This is a genomic window from bacterium, from assembly GCA_018814885.1.
Classification (GTDB): Bacteria; Krumholzibacteriota; Krumholzibacteriia; order LZORAL124-64-63; family LZORAL124-64-63; genus JAHIYU01.
On sequence record JAHIYU010000074.1, the window covers coordinates 1 to 7,368 of the forward strand.

9 protein-coding genes are annotated in these 7,368 nt (G+C 68.0%); 5 read left to right on the top strand and 4 right to left on the bottom strand.

The window, feature by feature from the left end:
• A partial coding sequence (locus KJ554_04330) for a hypothetical protein (GenBank protein ID MBU0741565.1) occupies nucleotides 1-417 on the bottom strand: 417 nt, incomplete at its 3' end.
• A gap of 256 nt (nucleotides 418-673) precedes the next feature.
• Between KJ554_04330 and KJ554_04335 the strand changes: the two genes are divergently transcribed.
• On the top strand, nucleotides 674-1,483 hold the full coding sequence (locus tag KJ554_04335) for a DUF169 domain-containing protein (GenBank protein ID MBU0741566.1): 810 nt from the start codon (nucleotides 674-676) through the stop codon (nucleotides 1,481-1,483).
• A gap of 9 nt (nucleotides 1,484-1,492) precedes the next feature.
• Here KJ554_04335 and KJ554_04340 read toward each other — a convergent pair whose 3' ends face one another.
• The gene (locus KJ554_04340) at nucleotides 1,493-2,251 is read right to left on the bottom strand and encodes a hypothetical protein (protein ID MBU0741567.1); all 759 of its coding nucleotides are present in this window, start codon (nucleotides 2,249-2,251) and stop codon (nucleotides 1,493-1,495) included.
• Between the two features lie 127 nt (nucleotides 2,252-2,378).
• Here KJ554_04340 and KJ554_04345 point away from each other — a divergent pair, with 127 nt between their 5' ends.
• From KJ554_04345 to KJ554_04360, 4 genes are all read left to right on the top strand, one after another.
• Entirely contained in the window at nucleotides 2,379-2,924 is a 546-nt protein-coding gene (locus KJ554_04345) for a GNAT family N-acetyltransferase (GenBank protein ID MBU0741568.1), read from the top strand.
• 6 nt (nucleotides 2,925-2,930) lie between these two features.
• The gene (locus KJ554_04350) at nucleotides 2,931-3,815 is read left to right on the top strand and encodes a sulfite exporter TauE/SafE family protein (GenBank protein ID MBU0741569.1); all 885 of its coding nucleotides are present in this window, start codon (nucleotides 2,931-2,933) and stop codon (nucleotides 3,813-3,815) included.
• A gap of 113 nt (nucleotides 3,816-3,928) precedes the next feature.
• Nucleotides 3,929-4,552 carry a nucleoside monophosphate kinase gene (locus KJ554_04355; GenBank protein MBU0741570.1) on the top strand — a complete coding sequence of 208 codons (624 nt, stop codon included), beginning with the start codon at nucleotides 3,929-3,931 and terminating at the stop codon, nucleotides 4,550-4,552.
• A gap of 113 nt (nucleotides 4,553-4,665) precedes the next feature.
• Nucleotides 4,666-5,115 carry a hypothetical protein gene (locus tag KJ554_04360; protein ID MBU0741571.1) on the top strand — a complete coding sequence of 150 codons (450 nt, stop codon included), beginning with the start codon at nucleotides 4,666-4,668 and terminating at the stop codon, nucleotides 5,113-5,115.
• A gap of 78 nt (nucleotides 5,116-5,193) precedes the next feature.
• Here the strand turns inward: KJ554_04360 and KJ554_04365 are convergent, their stop codons facing one another.
• Together KJ554_04365 and KJ554_04370 are read right to left on the bottom strand one after the other, a co-directional pair.
• The gene (locus KJ554_04365; protein MBU0741572.1) at nucleotides 5,194-6,831 is read right to left on the bottom strand and encodes a (Fe-S)-binding protein; all 1,638 of its coding nucleotides are present in this window, start codon (nucleotides 6,829-6,831) and stop codon (nucleotides 5,194-5,196) included.
• 31 nt (nucleotides 6,832-6,862) lie between these two features.
• On the bottom strand, nucleotides 6,863-7,368 hold a 506-nt coding region (locus KJ554_04370), incomplete at its 5' end, for a hypothetical protein (protein MBU0741573.1).

Below are 7,368 nucleotides of genomic sequence, written 5' to 3' on the forward strand. Positions count from 1 at the left end.
CGCCGCCAACGCCGCGCGCAGCTCCACGTCCACGGGCCACTCCCGTCCCGCCACCCGCCAGGCCGCGCTGTCGTCCAGCAGCAGGCGGTCGCGCACGCCGAGGCGGCGGCAGGCGTGGCAGACGCCGAACACGACCCAGCGCTGCGCCTGCAGGTACGACAGCCCGTGCACCGCCGTGCGGCCGGCATAGAGGTAATCGTCGTGGGGCAGGATAGCTGCTACGCACGGCTCCGCGGGGGTTTCCGCGGTCCCGGGCGCGGGCAGCTCCTCGGCGGCGAGGTCAGCCGCCAGCACGGCCTGCATGTCGACGACCGAGACGGCGAAGCCCACTGTGTCGAGCTGGGCGCGCACCTGGGCGCCGGCAGGGGGGGCACCGATCGCGGAGATCGCGAGCAGACAGGTCACGAGCGTTCTCATCGGGGTGTCCTTTCCGGTGGCGCGGGCCGTGCCGGTCCGCGCGGGATCGGTTCCGGGCGTCGGTCGCTCGGCCGACCATGATAGCGGATCAAGTCGTCCCGTGCATCCCCCGGCCGGGTCCGGTCGCGATCCGGGACGCTCCGGCGGCACCGGGACCTGGGCGCTGCGGCCACCGTGCACCTTGTCTCCTCGCGCTCCCGGTGCCAGTATGCGACCAGAAGATGCCGCGCCATACCAGATCCGAGGAGCCCCCGCCATGGAGAGCCGCCTGGCCCAAGCCCTGAACCTGCGCTATCCGCCCGTCGCGATCCTCTGGACCGACGACGCGCCCGCCGGGGCCCTGCAGTTCGCCCCGGGACGCTGGGGCTGCGTCATGGGGAGCTTCGCTGCGGTTGCCCGCAAGGGCAAGGTGGCGGCGTTCGATCGCGAAACGTTCGGCTGCTGGGGCGGCGGCGTGGGCCTGGGCTTCGGCAATTGCTACGAGAACTTCCCCGGCGGCGTCGACGGGTTCTGCGGTTTCCTCGCCGACGGCAACGAGCGGACCGAGCAGGGCCGGGCCGTGGCGGAGGCCTGCGCGCCGTGGCTGCGCGACTCCATGCGCGAGCACTTCCTGCACGGCGAGCGGTACCGCAAGTCGGCGGACGTGGTCCGCCGCTGGCTCGACGTCCTGCCGACCCGCGACGTGCCGGTGCAGTACGTCGTGTTCAAGCGCCTCGACCAGCTCGCCGCGGACGAGGAACCGGTCGTGGTCGTCATGCTCGCCGACGCGGATCAGATGTCGGGACTGGTCGTTCTGGCCAACTACCGCCGCGGCGATTCGGACGGGGCGATCATCCCGCACGCCGCGGGCTGCCAGAGCCTCGGCATCTTCGCCTACCGCGAGGCCGACGATCCGGCGCCGCGCGCCGTGGTCGGCCTGGTCGACCCCTCGGCCCGCCGGATCGTGCGCAGCCTGGGCAAGGACCTCGTCACGGTCGCCTTGCCCTGCGCGTTGTTCAGGCAGATGGAGGACGACGTGGACGGCAGCTTCCTGCAGCGGGAGACCTGGGCGGCGCTGGGGGTGTGACGGGACCCGCTAGTCCACCCGGTTGCCGAAGCACGTGAGGTGCCCGTCCCGGTAGAAGATCCGGAAGGCGGGATCGAGGAACCCGCGCAGGCAGTCGGCGATGCTGAAGATCACCACCTCGCGCCCCTGGGCCGCCAGCTCCGCCGCGAACCGCTCGTAGAACCGCCGTCCCTCGCCCTCGGGCCGCACCGGCCGGTAGAGGTAGATGAAGTCGACCCCCCGCGGCGACTGGTCCAGCACGTCGCCCGCGATCCACTCCACCCGCCCGGTGTCGATTCCCAGCCAGTCCTGCAGCAGTTGCCCGGACTCGATCATCCGGCTGGAGATCTCGATCTGCCGCGTCGACGCGTGGGGGTACAGCTTCTGCAGCAGCAGCCCCTGCAGGCCGTTGCCCGCCCCGAAATCCGCGCTGATCGTTCCGGGCCCGATGTGGTCGCCCGCCTTGAGCAGCGGCGAGACGCCGCCCGCGTGGCACCAGTAGCCGCCGGTCTCGTCCATCCGCCGGCGCTCCGCCGGGGAGTAGGGAGCCTCGTGGCCGTGGACGTGGCAGTAGAGGGTCAGGAAGGCCTCCTCGACCGTGTCGGGGTCGCCGGTGCCGACGGCGTCGACGAAGCGGCGCTGCAGGTTGGCGTACGCTGGGTACAGGCCGTAGGGGTCCGGGGGAGGGGGCAGCTCGGCGAGGAGGTCCATCAACGCCAGCAGGTGCTCGCGTTCGGGGGCCGGCCGCTCGTCGCCGGCGAAGATGCGCGTCAGGTCGTCGTGCAGCACGTGGGAACTTCCGGGTTCCGGCTCGGGTCGATTCGAAGCGTCGAGCCTAGCACAGTCGGCTGCCGTCCGGAACCGGTCCGGTTGACGGGGGGCGGCCCGTGGGCCACAATCCGATGCTGGAGGCGCCGTGATCAGAGACGCTACACGCGAGGACGCCGCGCGCGTCTGCGAGATCTACAACCACTACGTGGCCGGCAGCATCGTGACCTTCGAGCAGGAGCCGGTGACCGTGTCGGACATGCGGGGCCGGATCGCAACGTCGGGTGCGGAGCACCCGTGGCTGGTTGTCGAGCGCGACATCGACGGCGTTGTCGGCTTCGCTTTCGCCAGTCCCTGGAAGTCGCGCTGCGCCTACCGGCATTCGGTCGAGACCAGCGTCTACCTCGCGCCCGACGCGGTGGGACGCGGCCTGGGGAGTGAGCTGTACGACCGTCTCCTGGCCAGGCTGGACGAGGGAGGCTGCCGCTCTGCCATCGGGGGCATCGCGCTGCCGAGCCCGGCGAGCGTGGCACTGCATGAGAAGCTGGGCTTCGTGAAAGTCGCCCACTTCCGCGAGGTCGGATTCAAGTTCGGCGCGTGGATCGACGTGGGTTACTGGCAGAAGCTCTTCACCGGGAAACAGCCGGAAGACCGGTCTCCCGACGCGGGCGGCGACGCCGGCGCACCGGAATAGGACGCCATGCACTTCCCGACCGCGGACCTGACGGTCAACCCCCTGATCCCGCCGCTGGTGGCCTTCGCCATCTCCTTCTTCACGTCGACGGGCGGCGTGTCGGGCGCCTTCCTCCTGCTGCCCTTCCAGATGAGCGTCCTCGGTTTCACCAGTCCGGCGGTGAGCGCCACCAACCAGCTCTACAACGTGGTGGCCATTCCCAGCGGCGTGTACCGCTATTTCAGGGAAGGGCGCATGGTCTGGCCCCTGACCTGGGTCGTGGTCGCGGGCTCGCTGCCGGGCGTGCTGATCGGGGCCGTGCTGCGCATCCGCTATCTGCCCGATCCGCGGAACTTCAAGTTCTTCGTGGGACTGGTGCTGCTCTACCTCGGCGCGAGGGTGCTCGGCGACGTCATGAGGCGGCGTCCGGGGGTCGCGACGGCCGACGAGCCGGTCACGGAGGTCGTCGTCGAGCGGTTCGGCCCGACGCGCATCGCCTACGTCTTCCGCGGCGAGCGCTTCACCGTCAACACCCTGGCCCTGGCCGCCCTGAGCCTGGCGGTCGGCGTGGTCGGGGGCGTGTACGGGATCGGCGGCGGCGCCATCATCGCGCCCGTCCTGGTCAGCGTGTGGGGCCTGCCCGTGTACACCGTCGCCGGCGCGGCCCTGATGGGCACCTTCGTCACCTCGGCCGGCGCGGTCCTCTTCTACGGCCTCCTGGCGTCCCGTTACCCGGAGCTGGCCGTCTCGCCCGACTGGCTGCTGGGCCTGCTCTTCGGGCTCGGCGGTTTCGCGGGCATCTACTGCGGCGCGCGCCTCCAGAAACGCTTCCCGGCGACGGTGATCAAGTGGATCCTGGCGGCGTGCATCCTCTTCGTCTCGATTCGTTATATCGTCGACTTTTTCTCCTAGCTCTGTTGCGTCTCGGATCCTATGGTTGAAGCTGAAATTCCGTTCTCGACGGTGCCCGGCGCAGCCACGGGAACGCGAACTCGGGGCGCCAGAGCAGCACAGGAGATATTTTCGTGAACATCATCATCATCGGTCCGCAGGCGAGCGGCAAGGGCACCCAGGCCGCCAAGCTGGCCGCCCACTACGGGATCTTCCACTTCTCCACCGGCGATGCGCTGCGGGCCGAGGTCAAGAGCGGTTCCGAACTGGGCCGGGAGCTTTCCGAGGTCATGAACGCGGGCAAGCTGGTCAGCGACGAGTTGATCTTCGACATCGTCAAGAAGGCCTACCGGGAGCATCCCGGGGGCATCCTGCTGGACGGCTATCCCCGCACCGTGGCCCAGGCCGAGCTGGTCCGGGCCGATCTGGCTGTCGATGCCGTGGTCGAGATCGTCATCGAGGACGAGACCGCCGTGGCGCGCATCAGCAGCCGCTTCATGTGCAGCGAGTGCGGCGCGGGCTACAATACCGTGAGCCTGCCGCCCAAGACGCCGGGCATCTGCGACAAGGACGGCGCGAAGCTGATCCAGCGCGACGACGACAGGCCCGAGGCCGTCCGCAAGCGCCTGGCGCTCTATCACGAGCAGACCGCGCCGGTCATCGGATTCTACGGGAAGATCGGCGTCGCGGTGCACAGGATCGACGGCGAGCAGGCGATCGAGGAGGTGTTCCAGGACATCGTCGGGACCCTCGGCTAGGCCGGGAAACTGCCGCCTTGCCTGGCGTCGAGCCGGTACCTATAATCGTTCCGATTCTGACCCGCGGACCCTTCCGCACACCCGTTTCCAATCGGCAGGAGAGGGACTGAATCATGGCCAAGAAGACGACCACGAAGGAAATCCAGGAGAACCTCGCAGCGACGATGAGGGACTGGCAGAAGATCGAGGACGCGTCGGTGACGTCCACCGGCCGGATCATCGAGAAGACCGACAATGCGCTCATCCGCATGGTCATGGAGATCATCCAGACCGATTCCAAGTTGCACTACCGCGTGCAGGAGCTGATCGCGTCGACCCTCGAGAAGAAGCCCGTCAGCCTCACGCCCGACGAGCTGGGCGAGGTGTGGGACGGCATCCGCAAGCACATCAAGATGGAAAAGGACATGGTCGAGTACGTCCGCGAGACCCTCGAGCAGATCAAGGGCCGTAAGATGCTCGTCCAGGAGTACCTGCTGAACTACCTGAAGGCCGACGAGGTGAAGCACGACTACCTGCTGGCCACCCTCGAACAGGTCAAGAAGGGGATGTACCCGTACGGATAGAGGGCGCCGCGACCTTCGCTGAAAAAGCCCCCGGCCGTTTCCGGCCGGGGGCTTTTCTCATGCGGGAGCCGACGGGATCTAGTGCCATTCCCAGTCGATGTAGTTCGGCGCGACGCCCTCCATGGCGTTGACCATCAGCTCGACGAGGCCGCCGTAGTAGATGCCGGCCTTGTTCCAGGCGTCGTAGTGCTGGATGATGTCGCGCAGCTGGCCCTTGCAGTTGCTGCAGGGGGCGCAGATGTACTTGGGGTGCTCCTTGTCCATCGGTTCGTCCTGGAACGCTTCCAGTACCTGTCGGAACTTGCGGCGCCCCGAGAAGCGGTGGCGCCACTCGGCGAAATTGTGCCCGGACATGATCGCGAAGCCGGAGCCGCCGCCGCAGCAGTAGTTCTCGACGCCGTGCGGCGTCATTTCGCGGAAGCGCTCCTCGGGCACCACCGCCTTGATGATCTCGCGCTGCGGCGAGACGATGCCCATCAGCCGCACCATGTTGCAGGGATCGTGCAGGGTCACCGGGAAGTCGTTGCGGCTCTTGTCGAACTTGATCTTGCCGGAGCGGACGATGTCCAGCAGCATGGCCATGCAGCTCTCGCGCGGTATGTTCATGTCGCCGGTCAGCACACGGTCGGCGATGACCGTCAGCGCCTTATGGGCGTGGCCGCACTCGCCCAGGACGATCTTCTTGACGCCTAGGTTCTTGGCCGCCTGCATGTGCATCAAGGCCGTGCGGGCGAACTGCACGTCGTCGTACCAGACGCCATAGTTGATGCCGTCGTAGGCGGCCAGCTCGCTCGACAGGGTCCAGCTCAGGCCCGCTGCGTTCATCAGCAGGGCGAAGGCGCCCGGGTTCTCGGGCCAGGCCATGATCTCGCCGGCGTTGTGGATGAGCAGGATGTCGGCGCCCTCCACGTCCCAGGGCGTCTTCACCGTGATGCCCGTCTTCTCGGTCGTGTCCTCGTCGATGAACTCGAGGTTGTCCTTGACCACCAGGGCGTTCATGCCGGTGGACGACCCCACCTTCTGCTGCAGGACCGACCCGGCCTCGTGCAGCTCCTTGACCGTGATGCCCATCTCCTGGCTGGCGATCTTGCGGATCTCGCGGGCCAGCAGCGCGTTGTCGACGCCGATGGGGCAGGTCTGGGCGCACCGGCGGCAGAGGTTGCAGCGGTAGGACAGCTCGATCAGGCGCGCCACCGCACGCCAGTTCAGGTCGATGTCGCCGTGGACCCACGTCGATTCGTGCTTGATGTACTTGTGGTAGATGCGGCGGAAGATCTCCGAGCGGTACGACGGCCGGTAGACGTCGTGCTCGCCGCTCTCCTGGTAGATGTGGCAGGCCTCGGAGCAGGTCTGGCACTTGGCGCAGTGCTCGGCCGAGATGATCAGCGGCTGCAGGAAGATCCAGTTGTTCTCCTCCTCGAACAGCTTCTTCATGCCCGACAGGAACGACGCGACCAGGCGCTCCTCCTCCTCCTCGGTCGCCGGCTTCGGCATGTTGACCGCGATGGTCATGTCGAGGTCGCACTCGTACTTTTCCCTGGCCGCGTCGGTGAGCGGCTTGTGGGGCGGCTCCTCCTCGAGCTTGTCGAAGGGCGGCGGCAGCGGGATCTGCTCCTCGATGGGGATGTCGACGAGCGGACCGCAGTCCCTGGCGATGTCGGTCAGCTCGACGATCTTCGCGATCTCCCGGCTGACGTCCCGCTGGCGGTCGGTCATGGGCGCGGGGGCGTTGCTCTGGTTGTCCATGTCACTTCTCCTCCGGCCGCGCCGGATTCTCGGTCGCGGCTTCGGCCCAGGTCTTCTTCCGGCCGTCGCCCCGGATGTGCGGCGCGGACCAGCTGACGGTTTTATTGAGGAGATCCGGGATCTTGCCCTCGGTCTTGCTGCCTGGCAGGTTCGGCTCGTCGTTCCAGCGCACGGCGTGGTAGGCGAAGTACTTGCCCACGAAGTGCGACATGTGGGTCAGCGGAATATAGGCGAGCAGGACGCTCAGCAGCACCACCGAGGCCGGCAGCAGCGGCGTGCCCGCGCCGGCCGCGGGCAGGGCCGCCAGGTTGCCGGTCACCAGGTTCGCGACGAAGGCCCCGACCCGGGAGAAATCGTTGTCGGCCAGCAGGAAGTGCAGCAACGCCACGCCGAAGGCGACGAGGAAGAACACCAGGTTGAAGATGTCGGCCGGCGACGTGAAGCCCTTCAGGTCCCTGGCGGTCAGGCGCCGTCCCAGCAGGCCGGCCGCGCCGATCAGGCCGAGCC